The following is a 25,340-nucleotide window of genomic DNA, read 5'->3' as shown; positions in this document are numbered from 1 at the left end:
CAGAAGGAGATGACTCTGTGCCTAAAAATAAACCAAAAAGAACGGGGTTTGTAATTGATATGACCCCGCTTGTGGACATCACTTTCTTGCTGTTGACCTTCTTTATGTTTACTGCAAAATTTAAGTCACAAGCTGAAAGTGAGCAGAAATTCGTAATTGAAAGACCACAAGTTACTGCCGATACTTCCAAAGTACCGGACCGTGATGTTGCGATTATAAAAATAGCTGTTGATTCGGTTACTACAGATACTACTTATTACTATGAAGTTGCTAATGAAGCTGATAGAGAGCAAATCTGGGCTGCTACTGCAGCGGTGCCTGAAGAGCTAAAAGGAAAAGCTCAGCTTCAAGTTTCGCTTGAAGTACTTGATGCATTAATTGAAAATACAAAAAGGATTCGTCCTGAAACAAAATTTGCAATTGATGCCGATAAAAAACTTCGCTTCAAATGGATAAGTGATGCTATGGATGTACTAAGAAGTAATTTTGCTACAAAATTTGACTATGTAACCGAGAAAAAACAGTAACTAATTTATTGATTTAATCGTCTTATGATTAAAATATAATTAAGGAGATAATAAAATGGCCGGTGGTGGTCAACTTAAAGTTGAAAGATCTAAAAGAGGCAAAGCCAGTAAACGAAAGAAACTAAAAAGAGTAGGTTTCCACTTGGATATGACTCCACTTGTGGATATTACATTCCTGCTTTTGACTTTCTTTATGTTTACAACTACAATGGCTACTCCTCAAACTATGGAGATGTCGGTACCACCTGAAAAAACAGAAATCGAAGTTGGCGAGTCAATGCTTCTTACGATTTTTGTCAGGGATGATAATAAGCTTTTCTATGCCCACGGGCAGGAAGACCCGACTGAAATTGAGCTTAAACAGCTAAAAGGTCTTGCCGAAAGGGAAAATCTTAAGCCTGATGTAATGAATAAATTAATTACCGCTCTCAAGCCATCTGAAAATGCAAGTTATGGTACTGTTGTAAGCATTCTTGATGAATTGAACCTTGCTGAAATTGCTATAACTGCTGAAGTTGCTAAGAAAATTGATGAGAACGGTAATCCTACTGAAAGAGAACGCAGATTTACGATTGCTCCTATGAATGAAGACGAAATAGCAAAAATAGCGGAGTTATAATTATGTCAAAATCAGCAAATATCGCAGTAGAAATCCCTACGCCATCCGGTTATGGTGCCGTAGAACTTAAAGCGTGGATTGAAAAGAATACCTATAAAGGATTCATAATTACTGCTTCAATTGTAATATTGTTACTTTTAGCGTATTATTTTATCTCAAAGAGTCAGGAGGCTGCACGAAATGCGGTACCTCTTATGGCTCCAATTGTCAAACTCAGTCTCGAAAATCTTCCACCGCAGGATGCTGAGGCTTTAGAAGCTGCACCTCCTCCACAGATGATTTACGAAACAGGTCCTGCTTCGCGCGCAGGTACTCCAATCGCTGTACCTGATGCCCAGATTTCTGCAGATATGAAAGAATTTGCGAAAATGGACGAGCTATCCCGTGCGTCATCGGTCGGCGGTGATGGTATTGACCTTGGTGGATTTGCAGGTAATATTGATTTGGATAGAAACGCAAGAGTGGAAATCAAAAAGCAAGTTGAAGAAGAGCCTGATATTGATGCCTTCATCGCTGTTGAAAAAGACCCACAGGTTGACCTTGCCAAATTGCAGAAAAGTATTGTTTATCCTGATATGGCTCGACGTGCCGGTATTGAGGGAAGAGTAATTGTCAGAGTTCTTGTTGGTGCTGACGGTAAAGTCCGCCGCTCTGTTATAGAAGATTCTGATAATGTCATGCTCAACGATGCCGCAATTAAAGCTGTTAATGATTATGGTCTGTTTACACCTGCTATTCAGAATGGACAACCAATTACTTGCTGGGTTAGTATTCCGATAACTTTCAGGCTAAGATAAAATTTATCAAAGTTTGTATGTTATCTATTTAAATAATATTAAGAGGTATTACAGTGGCTTACTGCCATTTTGAAATGACTTTAACAGAAAAATGCTTTAGTGCATTGATGTAAGTTATAATAAAATTGGAAAATCAGGCATTGTAATACCTCTTTACATTTTAATAAAGTTGAAAATATGCTGATGCGAATCATTAATTACTCTATACGCGGTTTGATTGTCGTTCTGGGAATTTTAATCGCCACTGGTGTCATTTTAGAAGATTTTGACACTCAAATGAGAATTGTTTTCGGGTCAGTGTTTATACTTTTTGGTTTATATCGTCTTACTATGTATTACTCTCAAGAGAAAAGATACAAATTTTTAGATGAGGAAGATGATGAAAACTGAAAAGTTCATAATAATGTTGCTAACTTTGACATCCCTTCTATCCTGTAATGTCGAGCGTGAGGAGATGGCAGGAGAGAGATACGGCTCAATTAACGCGGGTAAAATTAATGTAGTCTGTGATGAATCACTTTACGGGCTGATGGATTCTGCCTTTACATTATATACAAATGCCTATCCGAAAATAGAACTTGAATTAGAAGTCCTGCACGCCCGCCGAGCAATGGCTCTTCTTCTTTCAGGAGAAACCGATGCAATTATAACTGCAAGGTCATTCCTTAAAGACGAAGATTCATTGATGAAAGCATACGATGTTGACAGACCTGAGATGATAATCGCTTCTGATGCTCTTGTTTTCTTTGTCAAAAATGATTTTCCGCTCGATACTTTAAACGACAAGCAACTTGTTGGAGTGCTCAGCGGCAGAAAAAAATTAATCGACTATTTCCCTGTTTTAAATAAAGAACCTGAATTTGCATCAAATATTACAAATTCCTCAGAATTTGCAAATCTGCAAAATTTAGTACTAAAGGGCAATGAGTTAATAAAATATATCAATACCTTTAATGGAATTGACTCGGTTATGGATTATGTATCTCAAAGTTCCAATGTAATAGGAATTGGATATTTATCCCAAATTTATGGAAACAGTGATTTCAAAATGCTTCAAATTGGTTTTATTAATCAAAATGGAACAAGGATTTTTCCGCAGGTAGTTCATCAGGGATTTATCGTACAGGGAAAGTATCCTTATATTTCCAAAATCAGAGTTTATATTAAAGAAGATAATAAAACTGCCCCATTTTTTTGGTTTGCTTCATATCTTTCCAAAGAGGCAGTTGTACAGAAGTATTTATTGGATAAAGGCATAGTTCCTGAATATGCCAAATTCAAACTTAGACAAGAAAAATAATAACATTTATTAAAAGGTATAGTTAAAAGATGAAATTTAAATTAGTATTACTGGCAATTTTAATTTTTGCAACAGTTGATGCATTTACGCAATCAGCAAACAAGATGAAAGAAGCCGTATCTGCACGTGATTACGAAAGTGCTGTGAATTATGCTGTGGATGCAGTAAAAGAAAATCCAAAAGATGTTGAAATATTGCTGCTTGCCGGCGATGTTTTTATAGAAATGGATAGATTGAATGAAGCTTATGATGCCTACCAGAAAGCGTATAATTCAGATAAAAAGAATATCAATGCCCTCAATAAATATGGCAGAGCATTATCTATGTCAGGGAAGCACAATGAAGCTATCGAGTTTCTTATCGAAGGTGTCAAAAAAAATCAAAAAGATCAATCTGTATATCTTGAATTAGCCAATGCTTATTTGCGTACAGATTCACTTAATAGAGCAGAAATGTTAATTACTCAGGCACGTGAACTTGACAAGAAGTCACCTGCCGCATTCATTGCTTTAGGGGATTTATATCTTCGTCAGCGAGTTTTTGAGCTTGCAAGAATGAATTTTGAAGAAGCTCTTCTTCTTGATGACAAAAATGTAGATGCCCGCGTAAAGCTTGCTATTGCATATTTCAGGCTTGGAAATCAGGAAACTGACCAGGAATTGATGAATGAACTCTATAACCGCTCTCTTGACGAGTGGAACAAAATTACTCAACAAGACCCAAATAATGCACGTGCATTCTATGAGCAAGGTCGTTTGCTATTCTTTGGTGGTCAATATGGAAATGCAGCTAAATCATTAAATAATTTTGTAATACTGCGTCCTTCCGGCTCACTTGGCAGATGGTATTTAGCTCAATCACTTGAGAAAATTGGTGCCTGTGATTCTGCTATTAAGCACCTTGATATTGTAGCAGGCGAGATTGACTCAGTTCGTAAACAAGCAAATTATTTAAAAGCATTGTGCTTATTTGATACAAAGCAATATGACAAAGCAGTTAAACAGTTTGAATTTATTTCGCAAGATACAGCTTTACCGGCAATTGATATTCAACGTTGGGGACAAGCTCATTTACTGCTTGATGATACTCTGAAAGCACTTGAAATTTGGGAAAAAGCTGTGGAAGTTGACCCGGAAGCAAGTTGCAGAATTATGAATCAAATGGGTATCCTATATCAAAAATTGAAAATTTATGACAAATCAATAGCTGTACTAAACAAAAGAATTAATGTTGGAGCTTGTACAGACGAATATCAGCATATAGTATATTATTATTTGGGTTTATCGCATATTCAGTCCGGTGATGCTCAGGGAGCAATTGAACCTTTGCAAAAATCAATTGAAGCCAACAACGAATTCTTATTTTCCAGAATATCACTTGCCGATGCGTTTGCTTCGCTCGAAAATTTCAATGCAGCTGACAGCATTTTTAAAAGTACTATAGAAATTGCTAAAGGAGATACTGCTAATAATGGTTTTGTTCTTACTCAGGCTTACAGTAAATTAGCCGGTATGTATTTGGATATGAAGAAATTCAATGAAGTGGCAAAAATTGCTGAAGACTGGGCGAAAGTTTACGAAAATGAACCTTTTGCTTATCTTTATGCTGCTATTGCTTATCATAATTTAAGCAACGGAAAACTGGCATGCACAAATTACAGAAAAGTATTAAAGCTCGATCCAAAAAATGCCAGTGCATCTAAAAATTTGAAATCTCTCGAAGATGCAGGTCAATGTCAATAGTTGCTGAATAAAGTTCTGAAATTTGAATTTGAAAAAATGTCATTTTGAAGCTAAAGCTCAGAGTGACATTTTTTTTATGATTGTGGGTTTAATTTTTATTGATATTAAGTAAATGAAGTAAACTCATCCATTAATTTTCAAATCAAATTCAATATTTTTGTCATGCTTTTTATAAAAATAGCCATCAAAAAATGCTTTTAATACTGTTTTGTACTCGGATAATCCTTTAGCGCGACTAAGCCACGAAATAAGGTAGCCAAATGGTCTCATAACTCTTACTTCAAAAGGTGCATTGAGTACATCGAGGGCAATCTGATTTCTTATCATATAATATGTTTTCCAATCGAACCTGCCAAGTTCGCCCACAGGAAGCAGTCTGTCCGAAACAGCGTTTGAGATAATGAAACTCTTGTATCCTTTTTTAACTGCACGAGAAAAAAAATCAGTATCATCGGCATAGATAAAGAATCCAAATTCTGGCAGTCCGATATCGGTGATTAAATTCCGATGAAAGAGCGGTCCTTCAAATGTTATCCCTTCAGCAGGGATTATTCTTTCGGTTGGAATTTCAGCATCAATTATCCTTTTCCAGATACTTTTGAATGGATTTGAATAATTCAGCTCCAATGTATCGCCCTGATTTACTTTTCCGTCCGGATTAAGCCTGAGAGGCACGTGAATACGATTTTCGTCAATAGCGGCAAGCAAATTTTTGAGTGCATCCGTTCTCGGAATGACATCATCATCCATAAGCCAAATCCATTCAGAGCCGGTTTCGTAGCAATATTTTGCTGATGTAAATTGCCCGCCTGAGCTTCCCCAATTTGGCTGTGTTATGACTTCTATTCCGTCGCAAGTTTCAAGAAATTCAGAAGTACCGTCAGTTGAGGAGTTGTTTACTACTATAATTCTATCAGGTTTTCGGGATTGATTGTTTAGAGCAATTATCAGCTTTTTTAGAAAGTCTAATCTGTTGTATGTAACTATAGCTGCACTTATGTTCATATTTTATTCAGAAATTTATTTATAAAATCAATTAAAATTTGAGAATCGTAATCCCAGTTATATTTGTTATTAAATGCACTTTTGGCATTTTCGGACATTCTTGAGTAATCTAATGTATCAATTTGCGAAATAGTTTCAGCAGCAGAATCAATATTTCTGAAATCTACTACAATTCCTGCACCGGTTTCCTCAATTATTCGCTTCAAAGGATGCACATCCGAAACTATTACAGGCTTACCGAAAGCAAAATAATCAAATATTTTATTGTGAATTGTGAAGTTGTTGAAATCATTATGCTCGTAAGGAAGTACTCCAAAATCACAATTAGAAATGATTTCAGGTAGTGAAGTATAATCATAAGCTCCTGAAAATATTATATTTTTTGGAGCACTTGCTGATTGATGAATTTGAATAAGTTCATCAAGTGATTCACCTGTACCTGCAATTACGAAATTGAATTTTGTATGATGCTTGTTTATTAAAAGTAAAGATTTTAAAAACGGTGTAATTTTTTTCTCATCAGTTAGGTAACCATGATGACAGATTGCAATTTTATTTTTATCATTTTTTGATTTATGTGAATAATCTCCAAACGATCTTGGTGGTGTATTGTGCACAACGGAAATCTTTTCGGCTGGGAAATTATAAGTTGAATTCAGCCTTTGAATTTGCTCTTCGCAGACAACAATGATCCCATCCATCAGCTTTACAGATAATTTTTCAGTCCATTCAGCTACACCTAAAAAATGAAATAGAAAGCGGTTAAGGATTCCTGTGCGGTATTTTCTCCAAAGTCTCATTAGTGCAGGATAATTTTCCGCCATATCCATAATTACAGGAATTCCAAGCTTTTGGGCGGCTTTTGCAGATTGCTCTGCTATCATAATCTCACGGACTATTATCAAATCTGCTTGAATCTCTTTAGCAGATTCCAAAACAGCATTGTACCAAAATGGATTAAATGGAACAGGCAGAGTTTTGATTCCACTCAATCCCTTTCCCTTCCTTATAATGTTGAAATTTTTATAATTTTCTCTTTCTTTTTCTTCTTCATTATGAAGGGCAAGTAAAGTAGTATTCGCTCCGGTATCAGCAAGGCAACTGCATACTTTATCAATGCGAATATCCCATGGGAATCGGCTTTTCCAGACATATAATATTTTCTTCCCGACTAATCCCATATAATTATAACTTTTTTCCGAAATATTTTGGATATTTAATCACAAGTAATTTCTCTACTTTTTCCCAAACATAAACAAGTAAAATGAAAAATAATACAATTCCGATTGCTGATATAATAACTTCTGTGTAATTTTGAGATTTTCCAATATAATATTGAAAACCATGATTATAAGCTGTACCGTAAATAACAAAAATATGAATTACGTAAATCATCATTGTTTTCTTACCGACGGATGACAGAATTGGCGGTATTTTGATATAATTTGAAATTAATGCAAGAATGCCTAAAACTATAAACGTATTTCCAAGATGAAAGTATAAAAAGTTGTGATGAAGCAAATAATGAAAATTTGAATCTCCTGTGATATTAAAGAGAAAATCGAGCATCGAACCGCTGTAATATCTGAGTAATAATCCAAGTGCAAGCATAACAAGGGCAAAAATTCTGTTAAATGCTATATTTACCCGCTTGGAAAGCAAATATCCAAGCAAAGCTCCCCAAAGCACAAATCCAGCCCATGGCACTATTGGAAAGCCGGAGCCATACTCTTTTGTAAAATAATTTGCTATTGGCAGCGGGAAAATATTCAACCAGTCGAAAAATCTGAATTCAGGATACAAATAAAATGACATAAATGCAAAAATAAAGAAGTAAATCCAAATATATACTCTTGTAATTTTATGTAATAAATAGCTGATGATGACAAGTCCCAGTCCGAATGCTATACAATGCAAAGCATCAACGGCAAATGAATTTGAATATTTAGTAAAGCTGAAATTATCCAAATCAAAAAGCATACTTGGATTAAATCTAAGTAAATAGCCAATCAGCAGGAGTAGGAATACTCTTTTGATACCTTTGAAAAATCGATCATTTTCAGCAATTGGTAGTTTTTTTCTTAGTAGTAAGTATGAAAAAATAGTTCCCGAAGAAAAGAAAAACACAGGTGCTGTAATTCCCCGCATATGGTCCCACCAAGCAAAAATCCAATTGGAGCTGTCTCGGAGTGCAGGTTCTATCATTGCATCAACCCAATGCCCCTGTATCATCATAAGGATTGCATATGCACGCATAACATCAATAAACAGAAGTCTGCTGGATTGCTTGCTGTGGTCTAATGTTGTAGTTTGATTATTTTGCATCAAAATCCTTCCATTCTGATACAGTTTTCCATGCTACATCCTGTAAATAAGCTGCATCCTCAGCATCAAGATTATTTATGAAATGCGAATTAGATGCGGACTGACCGGTTAGAAAGCTATAGAAAACGCAAGCCGCCAGATATGTCCCATTCGGGCTTGGGTGCTTAAAATCAGTATACATTTCCATTTCAGGTTTTTGAGAAATCACTTTTTGCCAGGCAATACCAACCGGTACAACATCGCATCCCAATTCTGATGCTACTGTCATATAGGATTTCGATATTATCGGTCCCATTTCGGGGTTGTCTTTGTAGCTGAAAGTCATATAAAATATAGCGTTTGCACCATTGCGGCGAATCTCGTTTACAAATAATTTGGAATATTTATAAAAATCCTCTGTGTTAACAATAGGACCATTGCTATATTCCTGAAGAACGACTATGTCCCATTTTTTTTCACGAATTTTCTTTAGTGCCTTGCCCTTTGAAAAATGTCCCGAAAGTCTTTCTCCACCAGGTGCTACTTTTTCGGAATATATCAGCATTTCCGGTTGTGACTGTTCAAAAAGCTTTTTCATCATGTTGTCAAGACCACTGTTGTAATGAGTGAGACTATTGCCTATGAATAAAATTCTTAAGGGCCTTTTGGTATAATCCTTCTTGCCTGAGTGTGAGCAACTCAGGGTAAGAAGTGCTAAAATTAAATATATTAAAATGCGATATTGCAATATTAAATTTTCGAAGATAATAAAAAAAATAAGACATTCCACTAAAGAAACGTCTTAACCATAATTTTGGTAACTAAAGCACAAAAAAAACTTTATTTTAGAAAAAAACGTATTCGTAGATAAACTTCTTCAATAACTTTCTCTCACCGGTATATATATATTCTTCAGTAATATTGCCAAGTGAATTATAATGATATGTTATTATATTAGTCAATAATCCTTGTGAATTAAATTTGAAAATATTGACCACTCTTAAAGTTGAAATATAAGAAATACTGTCTCTTGAGAGGTTGCCTGCATCGTTTTTTGTAACTTTTTCGATAAGTTCACCGGTTTGGCTGTAACTATAATCAATGTTGAGATTATCGTCAACAGAACTGCCATTAGTCATTGTTCTTTTGATTACATTACCAAATTCATCATAAGTGAAAGTGAAAACATTCTCAACTGAACCGTTTGTATTATAATTAGTTTGCCTGATAACACGCCTGTTTTTGTCATACTCATATTCTACTTTTTTTTCGGATTTTTTTTCTCCGGTTTCATCAAATGTGCTTTTAAACTCAACTCCGACATTCGTTTCGTAAGAATAAGTTGATTTAGAAATGATTATTCCGTCATCAGAGAAGTCTTCCTGAATTATAACATTGCCACTAATATCAAATTCTTTATACATAACTCTGGAAAGTTTTACATCTGATAGAGTGTCAACTTTCCATTTTGAAAGACTTTTAATTATAAGCGAAGGACTTGATACAGGATTAACAACTCCGTCGCATCCAGCTATTAACAAAGCCAGAGACAAAATTATGCAATATTTGAATTTTGTAGTCAAAATTTTTAAAAAATATTTATACAATGCACTTTTATAATCTGAAAATTAACTATAATATTGCAAATAACCAAATTATTTTTAATTTTTATTATAAAATATGAAGCTATTTTAAACAAAATGGTAAGAGGTGATAAAAAAATAACAAAAATACTTAAGCTTTTTATAATTAAATTTGATAATTAGCTGAATAAGTATTATTTATGTAATAATTCTGAAAGATAATTTTAAATTTATTATTGTGAGAAGGGTATGAACAAATTAGTACTTGTTCCGATTGCAGACGGAACTGAAGAAATGGAAGCTGTAATTATAATTGATATGCTTAGGCGAGCGGGTGCTCAAGTAACAATCGCCGGAATTTCTGATACAGCGAAATGCTCACGTAATGTTAAAATAAAGTCAGATATTCTGATTGACAGGATCAAGGATGATTACGAATTTGATATGATTGCTATTCCCGGAGGTATGAAAGGAGTTGAAAATCTTCTGGAATGTACTCGTTTGCGGGAGATAATTGAAACAAATAAAGGCAGAGCATATTTAGCTGCGATTTGTGCTGCGCCTTTGATATTTGACAGGTTTGGACTCCTCTCAAATGATGTCCATATCACATCTCATCCGGCAGTAAAAGATAAGTTTACACACGGACATTACTCTGAGGGTACTGTTGTTGTAAGCAATAATTTTATTACAAGTCGTGGTGCAGGTACTGCTTTTGAGTTTTCGCTTGAGCTTATTGATAAATTATTCGGAAAATCTGTCGCTGAAAAAGTAGCAGATGATATTATGTTTGGGAGATAATAAGAGAATGGACGATGTGAAATGCGCCGAAATAACTATACATGGATTAGTTCAGGGTGTAGGTTTCAGACATTATGTTTACAAGAATGCTATTTCGATTGGACTTAAGGGTTATGTCAGGAATATGCCTGATGGTTCAGTATTTATATATGCAGTCGGAACTCATGAACAGATTCAACTAATATTCCAAATAGCTTCAAAAGGACCTCCAAGGTCCGGTATAATTGACAAGCATTTAAAATATCTTATTGAATTTGAAGTTTTTGATAATTTCTCAATCAGGTAATTTGCGGTCATTTTAAAATTGAAAAATAATATTATAATATCAAAATTTTGTCATATAAATTTTACAAGATTTTTTATCTTGTTTATTAGTTTTATTCTATTTAGTAGCAGAGTTAAATCAGAAGTTTTTTTTGAACTTCCGCATCGTGACAGTCTGCTGCCTAAAACTGCTTTGGTACTTAGTGGTGGTGGGGCAAGGGGCTTAGCTCAAATTGGAGTTCTTCAGGGATTTCAGCAGAATGGTATCAAATTTGACTACTTAGTTGGAACAAGTATAGGTGCTATAGTTGGAGGGCTTTATGCAAGTGGCTACACACCTGATGAGCTTGAGAGTATCCTAAGTTCAGCAAATTGGAAGGAAGCTGCAGCTCTATCAAATTCGCACATAAGAAAGCAGTTGTTTATAGACCAAAAGCAGATTTATGACAGAAGTCTCATTACCTTAAAATTCAATAAATTCAACTTTGTAGTTCCGGAAGCAGCAACAGAAGGTACAGCTTTCGATAAATTTCTTCAAGAGCTATTGTGGTATGGTACATATCAACCTGTAACTGATTTTAATAAATTAAAAATTCCATTTCGTGCTGTTGCAACGGATTTGGTTTCGGGGAAATCTGCTTCCCTTAATAATGGTAACCTGTCTAAAGCCGTTCGGGCAAGTGCTACAATTCCACTGAGATATTCACCTATTAGAATGGACTCTATGATTTTGGTAGATGGTGGAATACTTTCAAATTTGCCGGTTAAACAAGCAATGGAGTTCAAGCCCGAGCTTGTTATTGCAGTCAATACTACATCACCAATTTACGATGCTAATGAACTCAGCTCTGCCTGGGCTATTGCTGATCAGGTTCTTTCAATTGCTATGGAAAAGTTTATAGCTGAAAATGAAATGAATGCCGATGTTGTCATCCGTCCTGAATTGGGAAATTATTCAAATGATAATTTTAATGATATCAATAATTTGGTGTTGCTTGGAAAGAAATCATTTGAAAAAAGTTTAAATGAAATTCGCCGTAAAATTACGGATGTAATTTACAAAAAAATATCGCAAATAATTGATGATGTGTATTTACCAAATGAAGAAAATATATTTATTGTTAAATATGATGGATTCACAGAACTGCACAGGAATTATCTTGAAGAAGTATTTCCTTCAATCGAAAACAAGAAGGAATTGTCCAAATTAATACTTTATCTTTATATGATTGATGAAGATTATTACTCAAATTTTAAAATTCATATAAATGAAAATACTATTACAGTTTATGCAGATAGTTTTGACATAATAAGCAAAATAAACTGCAATCTGCCAAACCACATTTCAGACAATCTTCAAAGACTAACGGAAAAATTCCTTAATTTACCTGCAAAGCCCGATATAATTGAAGGATTTAAGGAGTCAATCCTCAGATATCTGCATAGTGAAGGATATTCGTTTGCTTCGTTTAAAGAATTGACAAATTCTAAGGGTATTATTAATATCAAATGTAATCTTGGAAGAATTGATTCAGTACATTTTTCTGGAAATGGTAACTTAAAAGATTTTCTAATAATGCGAGAACTTGAATTTGCAGTAGGAGATACAGCAACAGCTAAAGATTTGCTACAATCAATTGATAATTTGAATGGAACTCTTTTGTTTGAAAATGTAGAAATTATTCCTGAAATTAATTCCGAAAATGGTATTAATATTAACGTGAGAACTGAGCCTGCTCCGGATCAAACCTTGAGATTAGGAGGTAGAATTGATAATGAGCGGAACGCTCAAGCCGGCGTTGATTTCGTGCAAGAAAACTTCAATAATTATGGTGCCAGAATTACTCTTAGGGGAGTGTTTTCTTCATCCTATTTTCAAACGAGTTTAAATTTGGAGAATACAAGGATTTTTAAATCTAAATTCAGCTCAGGATTAAATTTATATTATGTCAATCGCGATATGTATGAATATACAATAGATGAAACCCGCTTTGGTAAGCGTTTTGGCAATACACGAGAATTTAATATTTTTTCTGAAAGAGCCGGAGTCAAGTCATTGTTCGGTACTCAGCTCGAAAAAAATGGCAGGTTGTTTTTGGAATTAAGGCATGAGTTTCAAAGATATTATATAGGACAAGAAAATACTATGCAGGGTTTTAACCGCTTAACTACTGCAAAATTTGGGACACTTTTTGACAGTCGCAATCGTCCGTATTTTGCAACCAATGGAAGACTGATTGAGATTTCATTGGAATCAAGCATCATTCAGGATGGAGATAATCCGGGTTTTTCAAAAGCAAAATTTCAATACTTAAGCCATTTCAATATTGGCAATTTGACTATTACACCATCACTTCTTTTTGGCATGGCAGATATTACAACACCTTTTTTGGAATTTTTTACGCTGGGAAGTGAGTGGAGTTTCTTTGGTATGAGAGAAGAGGAGCATCGCGGAAGGCAGATTTTTAGCGGAAGTATGAGTTATCTTTACAAATTGCCTTTTGATTTTTATTTTGATACTTATTTATATGGTCGCTATGATATCGGAGCTGTTTGGCTTAATCCTGATGATATCAAGTTAGCAGGACTTATGCATGGTGCCGGCTCCGGCTTAGCGTTTGATACTCCGCTTGGTCCGGCTCGCTTTTCTTTGGGTAAAAGTTTTTATTTTACACAAAATCCCAATGATATTAAATTTGGACCGACCGAATTTTATTTTGTAATTGGAATTAATTTGCTATAATATGGAAAATTTTCTACATAATTATTTTACTTTACTTGGAGCCGCAGTAGAAATTCCTCTGCTTTACGATATTTTCGTAATTCTTGGGGCATCTGTTATTGTAGTTCTTATTTGTAAGAAATTAAATATTCCTTCAATATTAGGTTTTCTGATAACTGGAATAATAATTGGTCCATCTGCTTTAAACATTCAGAGCGGCACGACCGAAATTGAAATGATGGCAGAAATCGGAATTATTCTGCTGCTTTTTATAATAGGTCTGGAGTTTTCTCTTGCAAGTTTATCGGCAATCAAACGGACTGTACTCTTAGGTGGTTTGGTTCAGGTGGGAGGCACAATTATTATAACTGCCCTTCTGCTTATAATATTCAATTTTGAGATTGCAAATGCTGTATTTTTTGGCTTTTTGTTTTCATTAAGCAGTACCGCAATTGTTCTGAAAATGGTGCAGGAAAGAGGTATAATGAATAGTCCTCACGGAAAAATATCAATAGCAATTTTGATATTTCAGGATATTATTGTTGTGCCGATGATTTTATTCACTCCGATAATAGCCGGACAATCTGACAATGTTACAAAAGAATTAATTTTGCTTGCTGCAAAAGTAATCATAATTGTTATTATTTTAATTTTAAGTGCGAGATATTTGGTACCAAGACTTCTTTATGAAGTTGCAAAAACTAAAAGTCAGGAGTTGTTCATACTTACAATTGTCGTTATTTGTGTATCAACTGCATGGCTTACCAATCAGGCAGGGTTATCGCTTGCATTGGGTGCATTTATGGCAGGACTTATAATTTCAGAATCGGATTACAGTCATCAGGCAACAGGTAATATCCTGCCATTCAGGGAGGTATTTACGAGCTTCTTCTTCGTTTCGATAGGTATGCTTCTAAATCTTGAATTTTTGTTTGAGCATATATTGATAATTCTTGGTTTGACAATTGCAGTAGCTGTGATGAAATTTGCAATTGCGGGTTTAGCAGCACTTATTCTCGGATTTCCAACAAGAACGGTAATCTTAACAGGACTTTTGCTTTTTCAGGTCGGAGAATTTGCATTTATTTTATCGCAGAGCGGCGTAAGTGCCGGACTGCTTTCCGGTGAGTACTACCAGTATTTTATAGCTGTATCAATACTGACAATGGCACTAACTCCATTTCTAATTACAAAAAGTGATGCTATTTGTAATTTTATTATCAGAACACAAATTCCTCAAAAAATATCTCAACTACGAAACACACCTGCTTCAAAAGAAAATATTGACGATATTGTGGAACATTTGGAAGACCATATTGTCATAATAGGTTATGGACTTAATGGCAGAAATGTAGCAAGAGCCGCAAAACATCTTGATATTCCCTACATCATTCTTGAGATGAATGCCAACACAGTAAAGAATGAACTTGAAAAAGGTGAGAGAATTATCTATGGTGATGGAATTAGTCCGCATATACTTGAGCAGGTACATATTGAAAATGCACGGGTAGTTGTTGTTGCAATTTCTGATACTGCTGCAATTAACAGAGTTATTGCCGGCATAAGAGCATTAACCAAGTCTGTTCATATCATCGTTCGTACAAGATTTATTAATGATATTGAAGAGCACATGAAAATCGGAGCTGATGAAGTAATTCCTGAAGAATTTGAAACTTCTATTGAAATTTTTTCGCTTGTGTTGCATAAATATCTTGTGCCAATAGATTCAATTGAAGAAATCACGGAAAAAATCAGGCAGGATAATTATAATATTTTCAGTCAGCTTAATAAATCAAGAGATATTGCTAATGATTTTAAATTACCGAATCTGAATATTGTTATACTTACTGTCCAAAAAACGGGCAGTTCTTTACTTGGTAAAAGTCTTTCAGAAATAGATGTACGTAATAGATTTGGAGTTAATATTATTGCTATCAGAAGAAACGAGGAATTTTTAGAAAGAATTGACCAGAATACGCAAATCCTTAAAGACGATATACTTTATGTACTTGGAAAAACAGAGGATATAAGAAAATTTTATGATAAAATTTCGACATAAAAAATTTAATACATTTCCTGCCACAAAAGAGTCATTTTGCCTTTGTGGCAGCACCAAAAATCAATTTGTGAGCTAAAAGAACCTTAAAATTAACAAATTGTCTGATCAAGATTAATCTTTCACGAACTATTTATGCTAATAACTAGATATTTCTCAATTAGCAATTCAAAGTAAATATTCTCGTCTATACCATCACACAAATAAAAGAATGAATAATTTATGAGTAGATTTGGAAATTTAGGTGGTGGCAAAATGTTTCCACCTGTTATAAAGACTTTATTAATTGCAAATGTTGCAATATTTTTATTGCAGCACTTTTTTATTGGAACTTTAACTTTCGGCGGAGTTCCGCTTGGAAGAGTATTCATACAATATTTTGCACTCTGGCAGATTAATTTTGATAATTTAATTCCTTTTGCTGCTGATTATCAGTTTTATCCATGGCAAGTTATTTCTTATCAGTTTATGCATGCTGATTTCTGGCACTTGCTAATGAATATGTTTGCATTATGGATGTTCGGTAGTGAGCTTGAAAATAAATGGGGTGGCAAAAGATTTATTCTTTACTATTTGCTTGCCGGAATCGGTGCAGCGATAATTCACATGATGATAACTCCGTTTTTTGGAGAAGTAAGACCTACTATTGGAGCTTCGGGAGCTGTTTACGGAATTTTGCTGGCATTTGCATTAACTTATCCGAACCGTCCGATTTTTATGTTTCCGCTGTTTATTCCTGTTCCTGCAAAATATTTTGTAATGATATTTGCAGGATTGGAGCTTATCAACGGAGTGAGCGGAGTAAGTGGTGTTGCTCACTTTGCACATCTTGGAGGTGCTCTGACAGGACTTATTATGCTTAAGTTTGGTCGTCAGATTGGTTTTGAAAAACTTGTTTCCTGGGTTTCCGGGGGACAATATTATGATAATAGTTTCAATACTGGTGGAACGATTGGAGGTTATGGTGAAAGCAATTATTCGCGTCCCAAAGCACCGATTTTTCAGGCAAAATGGACAACTGTAAAGGAAACACCTGTTGAATACAAACAAGAAACTCATTCAAAGAAGTATGTAATTGATGGGGAAGAAATTACGCAAGTTAAGATTGATATTATACTGGACAAAATTTCTGCTTCAGGTTATCAAAATTTAACTGAAAGAGAGAAATTTATCCTTACTGAATTGAGCAAAAAACTTTAATTTATTTAACTGAAATTAGTGAGATTATGGATTTGATTAATAATGGTTTGGAATTGCCGATTATAAATGGAAGCGGCAATGGACATAGTAAAGATGATATCGTCAGAGCAGCTGACAGATATCCGAGGAGAAAGTCCAGACAGGTTATGATAGGCGGCATACCAATTGGTGGTGGGGCGCCGGTTTCGGTTCAGACAATGTCCAAAACAAAAACTTCCGATATTGAGGCGACGGTTGCTCAAATCAAACGTTGCGAGGAAGCCGGTGTGGATATTGTCCGCGTTACCGTAAATAATAAGGAAGCTTCGGAAGCAATTGGTGAGATTGTCAGGCGTGTGAATGTGCCGATTGTTGCAGATATACATTTCAATTATATGTTTGCCTTGAAAGCTATTGAAGCAGGTGTTGCGAAAGTGAGAATAAATCCGGGTAATATCGGGAAGGTTGAGAGAATTCAGAAAGTTCTCTCGGCAGCTAAGGAAAGAAATATTCCTATTAGAATTGGTGTAAATTCCGGCTCGCTTGAAAAAGAAATTCTTGATAAACATGGCTATCCAACAGCTGAAGCGTTATTTGAGTCTGCTATGAAGCATGTTCAGATTTCGCAGGAATTTGGATTTGAGGATTTGATTATTTCAGTTAAATCTACTTCTGTTCCGCTTATGATTGAGGCTTACAGACTTATTGCCGAAAGAACTGATTTCCCGCTGCATTTAGGTGTGACAGAAGCCGGCAGAATTCGGGTCGGCACAATCAAATCAGCAGTAGGTATTGGTACACTGCTTGCCGAAGGAATTGGAGATACTATTCGCGTATCACTGACTGATGAACCCGAAAGGGAAGTGGAAGTGGGCAAGGAAATTCTTCGGACTTTGGGTTATGCCCAGCGGAATGTAGAAATTATTTCATGCCCGACTTGCGGAAGACTTGATGTGGATTTATTCAAAATTACTGAGCAAATTGAAGATGCTGTTAAGGATATCAAAAAGCCTATGACTGTGTCAATTCTCGGTTGTGCTGTAAATGGTCCCGGTGAAGCACGTGAAGCCGATTTGGGTGTGGCTGCAGCAAAAGGTAAAGGACTTTTATTCAGAAAAGGTGTACCACTAAGATATGTGCCTGAGGAAGACATAGTTACTGAACTTCTTAAAGAAATTCATGCCTTTGTCCCTGAAAGCTGATTTTACTATATTTTGAGCGACTAACATAAAAAGAAACACGGTATGCACCCGGTCCGAGTGGAGCTTTCAGCGATGATTGAACATATTCTTTATAGTACTGAAAATTTGGTTCTAATTGGTTTGCATCGAGATATGAAGGCACAAGTCTCAATCCGATATAGGCGCTATCCACTACCGGGTGAGGGTAGCGCTTTTCCCATAGATTGTGATTAATATTTGGATAAGTGGTGTAGCCATGCACACTCACATACGGTACTTTTGCTGTAGAACTGCCACCCCTATGGAAATAGTCCGGTGAGGCATACTTTGTTGCCCAATACCAGCCACCGTTTTCAAAGGGTTGTCCAATATAATAATCGCAGTTATAAGCACTGTCTGGATAACTCGATATCAAAGAAGGAGGCCAATCAGCAGGGTAACTATGGCAAAAACCAATACATTCCATAAGTTTATTATAATCATAATCATCCGGACCACTTAAGCCATTTGGATAAGTTGTGTCTTTATGATTCTCAAAACTACCATTACGTATCCATTGAGATTTGGAATACTGAAAAGATATAAAAAAACAGTCAGTGTTAAAACTGTTATTAAGCCGATTTTTGTTAAATCGTTTTTCATAAAATAACCTCATTAATTTTTTATAAAAAATACTGTTTTAGAAATGAAATCATTATTTAGTCGTAGGCAATAAGTACCTGAATTAAGAGAACTGACATCAATTGATTTATTAAAATCAAATTTGTCTGATAAAATTATAAAACCTTTTAGGTCTATAACTTCGTAGAAATTGTAATCAATCTCTGAAATGATGGTCAAAATATCATTTACCGGATTTGGAAAAACTATTTTTTGAGAAATTAAACTATGATTTTCATCAACATTAAGAATGACTCCACCTTTTCTATAGATGTTTACACCTCTTTGTTTCCATACTTCTCCTGATTCGGGTATATGTGTAACTTGAATCCAAACATTCTGTTTCTTATCAACATAAATTCTTAAAACCTGATTGCCGTGAATTGGTGAATTTAACTGATTAAATATTGTCCATTCAATCCCATCGAATTTTATTAAACCTGTAGAATGACCTGTTGAGCACCATACATTGTTTTCTTTATCAACAACCACATTTAGAATAGGATCTTTAACTCCAATTTTCGTTATGTCGAAGTATTCCCATGTTGTACCATCAAATTTGTAAAGCCCGAATGTAGAGCCAGCCCAGATATGGTTTTTTTTGTCAACTACAATAATTGGATAAGAATTAGCTCTTAATGACGTATTCGTACTATCATAAACAGTCCAATTCTGATGGTCATATTTAATCAAACCAGGAACTCCAACTGCTGTAATCCAAATATTATTATTTTTGTCAACTGCTATTGAATTAATTGTAACCTGAAAGGGATGTAATCGTTTGAAAGGAGCATTAGTTTCATCAAACAACATACATGATTCTCCATCAAATCGTACTAATCCTTCACCGTTAAATCCAAGCCAAAAAATTCCGGTACTGTCTACACTTATATAACTGGGATATGGTCCCGGTAAGCCAATTTCCTGAAAGTTGTTTTGGTCCCAGCCAATTAAAGTGTCGCCAACTAATTTTTTTAGACCTGAGCCAACCATCCAGATATTCCCTTCTCTGTCATAAGCCATATCAGCCGCAGAAAAATTTAGAGTATCAACAGCTTCCAGAGTTTCCTTAAAGATTTTGAATACCAATTGGCGGTTAGTACCAACCCACATATACTCACCATCTTCGATGAAGCAACTAGCGAGGTAGCCATCCCATAACTCGGGTCTGTCATTGAGGAAAAATTTCCATTCATCCTCCTCGGCATTTGCAGGCGGCGATAAATACCCCGCCACGATTAACAGAACTGCAAATAATGCTATTCTGATGTTAAAAATTCTGTTTGTAAAATTCATAAAAAGACTCCTTTAATTTTTTATAAAAAATACTGTATTAAAACTTTGTCCGTTTATTAATCTCAGGCAGTAAGTACCTGATACCAATGAACTGACATTAATTGAATAATCAGAATTGAATGAGCCGGAAACTACAGAAACACCTCTCAAATCAATTATTTCATAAGTATTGTATTCAACTTTAGAATTAATTGTAAGAAAATCAATAACAGGATTTGGAAAAATGTTGATTTGTGGATTATGTCTGAATCTATCATCAATATTCAGTATTACTCCACCTTTCCTATAAATATTTACACCTCTTTGTTTCCATACTTCTCCTGATTCGGGTATATGTGTAACTTGAATCCAAACATTCTGTTTCTTATCAACATAAATTCTTAAAACCTGATTGCCGTGAATTGGTGAATTTAACTGATTAAAGATTGTCCATTCAATCCCATCGAATTTTATTAAACCTGTAGAATGACCTGTTGAGCACCATACATTGTTTTCTTTATCAACAACCACATTTAGAATGGGATCTTTAACTCCAATTTTCGTTATGTCGAAGTATTCCCATGTTGTACCATCAAATTTGTATAACCCTTTGGATGAACTTACCCACAGATTATTTAAATTATCAACAGTTAATTTTGGATAAGAATAAGCTGTTAATGAAGTATTCGTACTATCATATACAGTCCAATTCTGATGATCATATTTTATTACACCTGATACACCTGCGGCTGTAACCCACACATTATTATTTTTGTCAACTGCTATTGAATTAATTGTAACCTGAAAGGGATGTACTCTTTTAAATGGAGCATTAGTTTCATCATATAAAATACATGATTCACCATCAAATCGTACTAATCCTTCTCCGTTAAATCCAAGCCAAAAAATTCCGGTACTGTCAACACTAATATGATGGATAGATGGTCGCGGTAAACCTATTTCCTGATAGTTATTTTGGTCCCAGCCAATTAGAGTGTCACCAACTAATTTTTTAAGACCTGAGCCACCCATCCAGATATTCCCTTCTCTGTCATAAGCCATATCAGCAGCAGAAAAATTTAGAGTATCAACTGCTTCCAATGTTTCTTTAAAGATTTTGAATACCAATTGGCGGTTAGTACCAACCCACATATACTCACCATCTTCGATGAAGCAATTAGCGCGGTAGCCATCCCATAACTCGGGTCTGTCATTGAGGAAGAATTTCCATTCATCCTCTGCGGCATTTGCAGGCGGCGATAAATACCCCGCCACGATTAACAGAACTGCACATAATGCTATTCTGATGTTAAAAATTCTGTTTCTAAAATTCATAAAAAGACTCCTTTAATTTTTGATAAAAAATACTGTATTAAAACTCTGTCCGTAAATTAATCTCAGGCAGTATGTACCTGAAACCAATGAACTGACATTAATTGAATTATCAGAATTGAATGAGCCGGAAACTACAGAAACACCTCTCAAATCAATTATTTCATAAGTATTGTATTCAACTTCAGAATTAATTGTAAGAAAATCATAAACCGGATTTGGAAAAGTGTTAACCTGATAAATACCTTTAATTCTTTCATCAATATTTAGTATTACTCCACCTTTTCTGTAAATATTTACACCTTGACCTTTCCAGACTTCTCCTGATTCGGGATCATGAGTAACTTGGAACCAAACATTCTGCTTTTTATCAATATAAATTCTAAAAATTCGATTACCATGAATCGGAGAATTTGACTGATTAAATACCCTCCAGTTAATACCATCATAATTGACTAGACCAATATGATTATTTGTAGAAAACCAAAGATTATTGTCATTATCGAAAGCGATTTTGTCAACAAGACCATTAATTTGAGAATTGTCATCATTATAAAGATACCAATCAGTACCGTCATATTTGTAAAGACCTATTGTAGAGCCAGCCCAAATGTTGTTATTTTTATCAATCTCTAAGCCTTTGAAAGGAACGTTTTTTATAACTGTGTTAGTACTATCATAAACAGTCCATTCTTTATGGTCGAATTTCATAATACCGTTTACCAATGCAGTAGTTACCCAAATGTTATTATTTTTATCAACTACAATTGAATATATAATTACTCCTCCAAGATGATGTTTTTTAAAAGGTGCATTCGTATCATCATATACAATACATGATTCTCCATCAAATCGTACTAATCCTTCACCGTTAAATCCAAGCCAAAAAATTCCGGTACTGTCTACACTTATATAACTGGGATATGGTCCCGGTAAGCCAATTTCCTGAAAGTTGTTTTGGTCCCAGCCAATTAAAGTGTCGCCAACTAATTTTTTTAGACCTGAGCCAACCATCCAGATATTCCCTTCTCTGTCATAAGCCATATCAGCCGCAGAAAAATTTAGAGTATCAACAGCTTCCAGAGTTTCCTTAAAGATTTTGAATACCAATTGGCGGTTAGTACCAACCCACATATACTCACCATCTTCGATGAAGCAACTAGCGAGGTAGCCATCCCATAACTCGGGTCTGTCATTGAGGAAAAATTTCCATTCATCCTCCTCGGCATTTGCAGGCGGCGATAAATACCCCGCCACGATTAACAGAACTGCAAATAATGCTATTCTGATGTTAAAAATTCTGTTTGTAAAATTCATAAAAAGACTCCTTTAATTTTTTATAAAAAATACTGTATTAAAACTTTGTCCGTTTATTAATCTCAGGCAGTAAGTACCTGATACCAATGAACTGACATTAATTGAATAATCAGAATTGAATGAGCCGGAAACTACAGAAACACCTCTCAAATCAATTATTTCATAAGTATTGTATTCAACTTCAGAATTAATTGTAAGAAAATCATAAACCGGATTTGGAAAAGTGTTAACCTGATAAATACCTTTAATTCTTTCATCAATATTTAGTATTACTCCACCTTTTCTGTAAATATTTACACCTTGACCTTTCCAGACTTCTCCTGATTCGGGATCATGAGTAACTTGGAACCAAACATTCTGCTTTTTATCAATATAAATTCTAAAAATTCGATTACCATGAATCGGAGAATTTGACTGATTAAATACCCTCCAGTTAATACCATCATAATTGACTAGACCAATATGATTATTTGTAGAAAACCAAAGATTATTGTCATTATCGAAAGCGATTTTGTCAACAAGACCATTAATTTGAGAATTGTCATCATTATAAAGATACCAATCAGTACCGTCATATTTGTAAAGACCTATTGTAGAGCCAGCCCAAATGTTGTTATTTTTATCAATCTCTAAGCCTTTGAAAGGAACGTTTTTTATAACTGTGTTAGTACTATCATAAACAGTCCATTCTTTATGGTCGAATTTCATAATACCGTTTACCAATGCAGTAGTTACCCAAATGTTATTATTTTTATCAACTACAATTGAATATATAATTACTCCTCCAAGATGATGTTTTTTAAAAGGTGCATTCGTATCATCATATACAATACATGATTCACCATCAAATCGTACTAATCCTTCTCCGTTAAATCCAAGCCAAAAAATTCCGGTACTGTCTACACTTATATAACTGGGATATGGTCCCGGTAAACCTATTTCCTTATAGTTATTTTGGTCCCATCCAATTAATGTATCGCCAACTAATTTTTTTAGACCTGAACCAACCATCCAGATATTCCCTTCTCTGTCATAAGCCATATTAGCCGCAGAAAAATTTAGAGTATCAACTGCTTCCAATGTTTCCTTAAAGATTTTGAATACCAATTGGCGGTTAGTACCAACCCACATATACTCACCATCTTCGATGAAGCACCTAACTTGATATCCATCCCATAATCCGGGTCTGTCATTGAGGAAAAATTTCCATTCATCCTCCTCGGCATTTGCAGGCGGCGATAAATACCCCGCCACGATTAACAGAACTGCAAATAATGCTATTCTGATGTTAAAAATTCTGTTTGTAAAATTCATAAAAAGACTCCTTTAATTTTTTATAAAAAATACTGTATTAAAACTTTGTCCGTTTATTAATCTCAGGCAGTAAGTACCTGATACCAATGAACTGACATTAATTGAATAATCAGAATTGAATGAGCCGGAAACTACTGAAACACCTCTCAAATCAATTATTTCATAAGTATTGTATTCAACTTCAGAATTAATTGTAAGAAAATCACTAACAGGATTTGGAAAAATGTTGACGTGTGGATTATATCTGACTCCGTCATTAATATTCAGCATCACTCCTCCCTTTCTGTAAATATTTACACCTCTTTGTTTCCATACTTCTCCATTTATTACTTCATGTGTAACTGCTAACCAAACATTCTGCTTATTGTCAATATAAATTCTAAAAATTCGATTACCATGAATCGGAGAATTTGACTGATTAAATACCCTCCATTTAATACCATCATAATTGACTAAACCAATGTGATTATTTGTAGAACACCAAAGATTATTGTCATTATCGAAAGCCATTTTGTCAACAATACCTTTAATTTGAGAATTGTCATCATTATAAAGATACCAATCAGTACCGTCATATTTGTAAAGACCTATTGTAGAGCCAGCCCAGATATGGTTTTTTTTGTCAATTACAATAATACCATAATAATATGCTCTTAATGAAGTATTCGTACTATCATATACAGTCCAATTCTGATGATCATATTTTATTACACCTGATACACCTGCGGCTGTAACCCACACATTATTATTTTTGTCAACTGCTATTGAATTAATTGCAACCTGAAAAGGATGTACTCTTTTAAATGGAGCATTAGTTTCATCATATAAAATACATGATTCACCATCAAATCGTACTAATCCTTCACCGTCAAATCCAAGCCAAAAAATTCCGGTACTGTCAACACTAATATGATGGATAGATGGTCCCGGTAAACCTATTTCCTGATAGTTGTTTTGGTCCCAGCCAATTAGAGTGTCACCAACTAATTTTTTAAGACCTGAGCCAACCATCCAGATATTCCCTTCTCTGTCATAAGCCATATCAGCCGCAGAAAAATTTAGAGTATCAACAGCTTCCAATGTTTCCTTAAAGATTTTGAATACCAATTGGCGGTTAGTACCAACCCACATATACTCACCATCTTCGATGAAGCAACTAGCGAGGTAGCCATCCCATAACTCGGGTCTGTCATTGAGGAAAAATTTCCATTCATCCTCCTCGGCATTTGCAGGCGGCGATAAATACCCCGCCACGATTAACAGAACTGCAAATAATGCTATTCTGATGTTAAAAATTCTGTTTGTAAAATTCATAAAAAGACTCCTTTAATTTTGAAAATTAGTTTGTGTCTGGCAGAAAAG

General features: G+C 34.8%; 22 protein-coding genes and 1 pseudogene. 12 read left to right on the top strand and 11 right to left on the bottom strand.

The genetic code is table 11. The features are described from left to right. Positions 1–17 precede the first annotated feature (17 nt). From KF896_13170 to KF896_13145, 6 genes are all read left to right on the top strand, one after another. Positions 18–527, top strand: a complete 510-nt coding sequence (locus KF896_13170) for a biopolymer transporter ExbD (protein ID MBX3044659.1) — start codon at positions 18–20, stop codon at positions 525–527. 55 nt (positions 528–582) lie between these two features. Next, the gene (locus KF896_13165) at positions 583–1,146 is read left to right on the top strand and encodes a biopolymer transporter ExbD (protein MBX3044658.1); all 564 of its coding nucleotides are present in this window, start codon (positions 583–585) and stop codon (positions 1,144–1,146) included. A 2-nt stretch (positions 1,147–1,148) separates the two neighbouring features. After that, positions 1,149–1,943 carry an energy transducer TonB gene (locus KF896_13160; GenBank protein MBX3044657.1) on the top strand — a complete coding sequence of 265 codons (795 nt, stop codon included), beginning with the start codon at positions 1,149–1,151 and terminating at the stop codon, positions 1,941–1,943. A 183-nt stretch (positions 1,944–2,126) separates the two neighbouring features. Further along, entirely contained in the window at positions 2,127–2,333 is a 207-nt protein-coding gene (locus KF896_13155) for a hypothetical protein (GenBank protein MBX3044656.1), read from the top strand. Beyond that, the gene (locus KF896_13150; protein MBX3044655.1) at positions 2,323–3,243 is read left to right on the top strand and encodes a substrate-binding domain-containing protein; all 921 of its coding nucleotides are present in this window, start codon (positions 2,323–2,325) and stop codon (positions 3,241–3,243) included. Before KF896_13155 ends, KF896_13150 begins: the two co-directional genes overlap by 11 nt. A 29-nt stretch (positions 3,244–3,272) precedes the next feature. Next, on the top strand, positions 3,273–4,985 hold the full coding sequence (locus KF896_13145) for a tetratricopeptide repeat protein (protein ID MBX3044654.1): 1,713 nt from the start codon (positions 3,273–3,275) through the stop codon (positions 4,983–4,985). A gap of 123 nt (positions 4,986–5,108) precedes the next feature. Here KF896_13145 and KF896_13140 read toward each other — a convergent pair whose 3' ends face one another. From KF896_13140 to KF896_13120, 5 genes are all read right to left on the bottom strand, one after another. After that, the gene (locus tag KF896_13140; protein ID MBX3044653.1) at positions 5,109–5,990 is read right to left on the bottom strand and encodes a glycosyltransferase; all 882 of its coding nucleotides are present in this window, start codon (positions 5,988–5,990) and stop codon (positions 5,109–5,111) included. Beyond that, positions 5,987–7,171 carry a glycosyltransferase gene (locus tag KF896_13135; protein ID MBX3044652.1) on the bottom strand — a complete coding sequence of 395 codons (1,185 nt, stop codon included), beginning with the start codon at positions 7,169–7,171 and terminating at the stop codon, positions 5,987–5,989. Before KF896_13135 ends, KF896_13140 begins: the two co-directional genes overlap by 4 nt. Before the next feature lie 4 nt (positions 7,172–7,175). Next, the gene (locus KF896_13130; protein MBX3044651.1) at positions 7,176–8,315 is read right to left on the bottom strand and encodes a DUF1624 domain-containing protein; all 1,140 of its coding nucleotides are present in this window, start codon (positions 8,313–8,315) and stop codon (positions 7,176–7,178) included. Beyond that, positions 8,305–9,042 (bottom strand): hypothetical protein, encoded by a 738-nt coding sequence (locus tag KF896_13125; protein ID MBX3044650.1) that lies wholly within the window; start codon positions 9,040–9,042, stop codon positions 8,305–8,307. Before KF896_13125 ends, KF896_13130 begins: the two co-directional genes overlap by 11 nt. A gap of 97 nt (positions 9,043–9,139) precedes the next feature. Then, positions 9,140–9,847, bottom strand: coding sequence for an RHS repeat protein (locus tag KF896_13120; GenBank protein MBX3044649.1), 708 nt, complete (start codon positions 9,845–9,847; stop codon positions 9,140–9,142). A 279-nt stretch (positions 9,848–10,126) separates the two neighbouring features. Between KF896_13120 and KF896_13115 the strand changes: the two genes are divergently transcribed. The 6 genes and pseudogenes from KF896_13115 (at position 10,127) to ispG (ending at position 18,101) form a co-directional block, all read left to right on the top strand. Further along, on the top strand, positions 10,127–10,678 hold the full coding sequence (locus KF896_13115; protein ID MBX3044648.1) for a DJ-1/PfpI family protein: 552 nt from the start codon (positions 10,127–10,129) through the stop codon (positions 10,676–10,678). Positions 10,679–10,685: 7 nt separating this feature from the next. Further along, positions 10,686–10,964 carry an acylphosphatase gene (locus KF896_13110; GenBank protein ID MBX3044647.1) on the top strand — a complete coding sequence of 93 codons (279 nt, stop codon included), beginning with the start codon at positions 10,686–10,688 and terminating at the stop codon, positions 10,962–10,964. Between the two features lie 78 nt (positions 10,965–11,042). Continuing rightward, complete coding sequence (locus KF896_13105; GenBank protein ID MBX3044646.1) at positions 11,043–13,685, top strand: patatin-like phospholipase family protein; 2,643 nt, start codon at positions 11,043–11,045, stop codon at positions 13,683–13,685. Position 13,686: 1 nt separating this feature from the next. Beyond that, positions 13,687–15,723, top strand: coding sequence for a cation:proton antiporter (locus KF896_13100; protein ID MBX3044645.1), 2,037 nt, complete (start codon positions 13,687–13,689; stop codon positions 15,721–15,723). Between the two features lie 219 nt (positions 15,724–15,942). Beyond that, positions 15,943–16,587: pseudogene (locus KF896_13095) on the top strand (rhomboid family intramembrane serine protease). Positions 16,588–16,946: 359 nt separating this feature from the next. Next, entirely contained in the window at positions 16,947–18,101 is a 1,155-nt protein-coding gene (gene ispG, locus KF896_13090; GenBank protein ID MBX3044644.1) for a flavodoxin-dependent (E)-4-hydroxy-3-methylbut-2-enyl-diphosphate synthase, read from the top strand. Here the strand turns inward: ispG and KF896_13085 are convergent. The 6 genes from KF896_13085 to KF896_13060 are packed head-to-tail and all read right to left on the bottom strand — an operon-like array spanning position 18,067 to position 25,292. Continuing rightward, positions 18,067–18,735 carry a hypothetical protein gene (locus KF896_13085; GenBank protein ID MBX3044643.1) on the bottom strand — a complete coding sequence of 223 codons (669 nt, stop codon included), beginning with the start codon at positions 18,733–18,735 and terminating at the stop codon, positions 18,067–18,069. The genes ispG and KF896_13085 overlap by 35 nt on opposite strands. Further along, positions 18,735–20,036 carry a T9SS type A sorting domain-containing protein gene (locus KF896_13080; GenBank protein MBX3044642.1) on the bottom strand — a complete coding sequence of 434 codons (1,302 nt, stop codon included), beginning with the start codon at positions 20,034–20,036 and terminating at the stop codon, positions 18,735–18,737. Before KF896_13080 ends, KF896_13085 begins: the two co-directional genes overlap by 1 nt. Positions 20,037–20,048: 12 nt before the next feature. Beyond that, entirely contained in the window at positions 20,049–21,350 is a 1,302-nt protein-coding gene (locus tag KF896_13075; protein MBX3044641.1) for a T9SS type A sorting domain-containing protein, read from the bottom strand. Between the two features lie 12 nt (positions 21,351–21,362). Further along, complete coding sequence (locus KF896_13070; GenBank protein ID MBX3044640.1) at positions 21,363–22,664, bottom strand: T9SS type A sorting domain-containing protein; 1,302 nt, start codon at positions 22,662–22,664, stop codon at positions 21,363–21,365. 12 nt (positions 22,665–22,676) lie between these two features. Next, a complete protein-coding gene (locus tag KF896_13065; GenBank protein MBX3044639.1) occupies positions 22,677–23,978 on the bottom strand; it encodes a T9SS type A sorting domain-containing protein in 1,302 nt (433 codons plus the stop codon). A 12-nt stretch (positions 23,979–23,990) separates the two neighbouring features. Further along, positions 23,991–25,292 carry a T9SS type A sorting domain-containing protein gene (locus KF896_13060; protein ID MBX3044638.1) on the bottom strand — a complete coding sequence of 434 codons (1,302 nt, stop codon included), beginning with the start codon at positions 25,290–25,292 and terminating at the stop codon, positions 23,991–23,993. Positions 25,293–25,340: the final 48 nt, after the last annotated feature.

It is taken from the genome of Ignavibacteriota bacterium (genome assembly GCA_019637995.1).
Classification (GTDB): Bacteria; Bacteroidota; Ignavibacteria; order Kapaibacteriales; family UBA2268; genus JANJTB01.
The sequence above is the reverse complement of the archived record's forward strand: the minus strand, read 5'-3'. Positions and strand labels throughout refer to the sequence as shown.

Coding starts and splice junctions, on each gene's coding strand:
- KF896_13165 (MBX3044658.1), top strand. CDS start 583: ATGGCCGGTGGTGGTCAACTTAAAGTTGAAAGATCTAAAAGAGGCAAA.
- KF896_13160 (MBX3044657.1), top strand. CDS start 1,149: ATGTCAAAATCAGCAAATATCGCAGTAGAAATCCCTACGCCATCCGGT.
- KF896_13155 (MBX3044656.1), top strand. CDS start 2,127: ATGCGAATCATTAATTACTCTATACGCGGTTTGATTGTCGTTCTGGGA.
- KF896_13150 (MBX3044655.1), top strand. CDS start 2,323: ATGAAAACTGAAAAGTTCATAATAATGTTGCTAACTTTGACATCCCTT.
- KF896_13145 (MBX3044654.1), top strand. CDS start 3,273: ATGAAATTTAAATTAGTATTACTGGCAATTTTAATTTTTGCAACAGTT.
- KF896_13140 (MBX3044653.1), bottom strand. CDS start 5,990: ATGAACATAAGTGCAGCTATAGTTACATACAACAGATTAGACTTTCTA.
- KF896_13135 (MBX3044652.1), bottom strand. CDS start 7,171: ATGGGATTAGTCGGGAAGAAAATATTATATGTCTGGAAAAGCCGATTC.
- KF896_13130 (MBX3044651.1), bottom strand. CDS start 8,315: ATGCAAAATAATCAAACTACAACATTAGACCACAGCAAGCAATCCAGC.
- KF896_13115 (MBX3044648.1), top strand. CDS start 10,127: ATGAACAAATTAGTACTTGTTCCGATTGCAGACGGAACTGAAGAAATG.
- KF896_13110 (MBX3044647.1), top strand. CDS start 10,686: ATGGACGATGTGAAATGCGCCGAAATAACTATACATGGATTAGTTCAG.
- KF896_13100 (MBX3044645.1), top strand. CDS start 13,687: ATGGAAAATTTTCTACATAATTATTTTACTTTACTTGGAGCCGCAGTA.
- ispG (MBX3044644.1), top strand. CDS start 16,947: ATGGATTTGATTAATAATGGTTTGGAATTGCCGATTATAAATGGAAGC.
- KF896_13085 (MBX3044643.1), bottom strand. CDS start 18,735: ATGAGGTTATTTTATGAAAAACGATTTAACAAAAATCGGCTTAATAAC.
- KF896_13080 (MBX3044642.1), bottom strand. CDS start 20,036: ATGAATTTTACAAACAGAATTTTTAACATCAGAATAGCATTATTTGCA.
- KF896_13075 (MBX3044641.1), bottom strand. CDS start 21,350: ATGAATTTTAGAAACAGAATTTTTAACATCAGAATAGCATTATGTGCA.
- KF896_13070 (MBX3044640.1), bottom strand. CDS start 22,664: ATGAATTTTACAAACAGAATTTTTAACATCAGAATAGCATTATTTGCA.
- KF896_13065 (MBX3044639.1), bottom strand. CDS start 23,978: ATGAATTTTACAAACAGAATTTTTAACATCAGAATAGCATTATTTGCA.
- KF896_13060 (MBX3044638.1), bottom strand. CDS start 25,292: ATGAATTTTACAAACAGAATTTTTAACATCAGAATAGCATTATTTGCA.